The sequence below is a fragment of the Catenulispora rubra genome (assembly GCF_015356825.1).
Taxonomy (GTDB): domain Bacteria; phylum Actinomycetota; class Actinomycetes; order Streptomycetales; family Catenulisporaceae; genus Catenulispora; species Catenulispora rubra.
The window spans coordinates 1-2,189 of record NZ_JAACYW010000578.1; the positions used below are offsets into that span (position 1 = coordinate 1).

The 2,189-nt window shown below is 72.3% G+C and carries 2 protein-coding genes; both read left to right on the forward strand.

Translation table 11 applies throughout. The features are described 5' to 3' along the window. The coding region (locus GWK61_RS54180; protein ID WP_194922227.1) for a GNAT family N-acetyltransferase at positions 1-286 on the forward strand (286 nt) is incomplete at its 5' end. Positions 287-326: 40 nt separating this feature from the next. Next, the coding region (locus tag GWK61_RS54185) for an AfsR/SARP family transcriptional regulator (RefSeq protein ID WP_194922228.1) at positions 327-2,189 on the forward strand (1,863 nt) is incomplete at its 3' end.

A 2,189-nucleotide genomic window follows, 5' to 3' on the forward strand; every position in this document is an offset into this window, starting at 1 on the left:
CGGCCACTCCCGCCCCGACTTGGGCCGCACCGAGTTGGGCTACATGTTCCTGCCCCACGCTTGGGGCCACGGATACGCCACCGAAGCCTGCACCGCCGCACTCGACTGGTTCGCCACGGCACGCCCCGGCGAACCAGTCGTGCTTACCACCCAGGTCGCCAACGAAAGCGCCCGACGACTCGCGACCAAACTCGGCTTCGACGAAGTCGAGCGCTATCACGAATACGGCGCCGAACAGTGGTTCGGCCTGTGGCAGCTGCCCGGATCCGCTGCGGCGACCGATTGAGGCGACTGATTGAGACAGCCTATAGGCCAGACTGGACCCCGTGCAGCTAGACGTCCTGATCCTCGGCCCGCTGGAGGCACGCGCCGACGGCGTCCCGATCCCGATCGGAGGCGCCCGGCTGCGCGCCCTGCTCACCAGACTGGCCCTGGACCCGGACCGCAGCGTCTCCATCCCGGCGCTCGTCGACGCCCTGTGGGAACACGAGCCGCCTGACGGCGCCGCCAACGCGCTGCAATCACTGGTGTCCCGACTGCGCCGCACCTTCGGTGACCCCGACATCGTTGTCGGCACGCCCGGCGGCTACCGCCTGGCCGTACCCGCTGACGCCGTCGATGCCCAGCGCTTCGAGACCCTGGCCCGCCAAGGCCGAGGCGTCGTCGCGGCCGACCCCGCGGCAGCACGGCAGCTGCTGCGCGAAGCCCTTGCGCTGTGGCGGGGACCGGCCCTGGCCGACGTCGCCGACGCCGGGTTCGCCACAGCGCCGGCCGCGCGGCTGGACGAGCTGCGGCTGAGCGCCCTGTGCGACCGGCTCGACACTGAACTCCGCCTCGGCCTGCATGTCGAAGCGCTTCCCGAACTCGAAGCTCTGCTCGCAGAGCATCCGCTGCGCGAGAACATCGCTGCGCTGCTCGTGAAGGCCCTGTATGCGGCTGGTCGCCAAGCCGACGCTCTGGCCGTCTACGAACGCGTCCGCGCCACCCTCGCCGACCAGCTCGGCATCGATCCCTCCGAGCAGCTGACCGCCGTGCATCTGGCGGTGCTGCGCAACGACCCGGCGCTGACCCCGGCGGCCGCTGCTGCCGGCTCCTTGGACGACGCGGCGCCGGGATCAGGATCGGCGTCTTCGGCGGAGCCGGCGCGGCGGCGCACCAACCTCCGAGCGCGCCTGACCAGCTTCGTCGGCCGCGAGGAAGAGGTGGCACGGATCGCCAAGATGCTCGCGGCCTCCCGCCTGGTGACGCTCGTCGGCCCGGGCGGCGCGGGCAAGACCCGGCTGGCCGGCGAGGCCGCCGCGCGGCTGCTGGAGAGCGGCACCCAGGACGCCGACATCGCCGACGGCGTCTGGCTCGTCGAACTCGCGCCGGTCACCGACCCCTCCGAGCTGCCCCAGGCGATCCTGACCGCGCTGGGGCAGCGGGAGATGCGGCTGCTGCGTACCGAGGCCCAGGTGGGTCCGGCCCGTGACGCGCTGACCCGGGTCACCGAAGGGCTGGCCGAGCAACACCTGGTGATCGTGCTCGACAACTGCGAACACCTCGTCGACGCCGCTGCCCGCGCCGCCGAGCACCTGCTCGAACACGTCCCCGGGCTGCGGATCGTCGCGACCAGCCGCGAGCCGCTCGGCATCGGCGGGGAGAACCTGTTCCCGGTGCTGTCCCTGCCGCAGCCGACCGAGCGCCCCGAACTCACCACACCCGCCGAGGCGCTGACGTTCCCGGCGGTCCGGCTGTTCGCCGACCGCGCCGCAGCCGTCCGGCCCGACTTCGTCGTCGCGGACGACAACGTCGCCGACGTGGTGAAGATCTGCCGCCGCCTGGACGGGCTGCCGCTGGCGATCGAACTGGCCGCCGCGCGTCTTCGCACCCTGCCTCTGCACGCCGTCGCCTCCCGCCTGGACGACCGGTTCCGGCTGCTCACCGGCGGCAGTCGCACCGCCATGCCGCGCCATCAGACGCTGCGCGCGGTCGTGGCGTGGAGCTGGGAGCTGCTGTCGCAGGCCGAACGCGACCTGGCCGAGCGGCTGTCGGTGTTCCCCGGCGGGATCACCGCCGAGTCGGCTAGCGCGGTGCACCTCGGGGCCGAGGATGCCACCGGCGACATGGACGCGGCCGGTATTGCGGCTAACGTCGACGAGCTCCTGTTCGCCCTTGTCGACAAATCACTTCTCCAGCCGGTGGAGCCA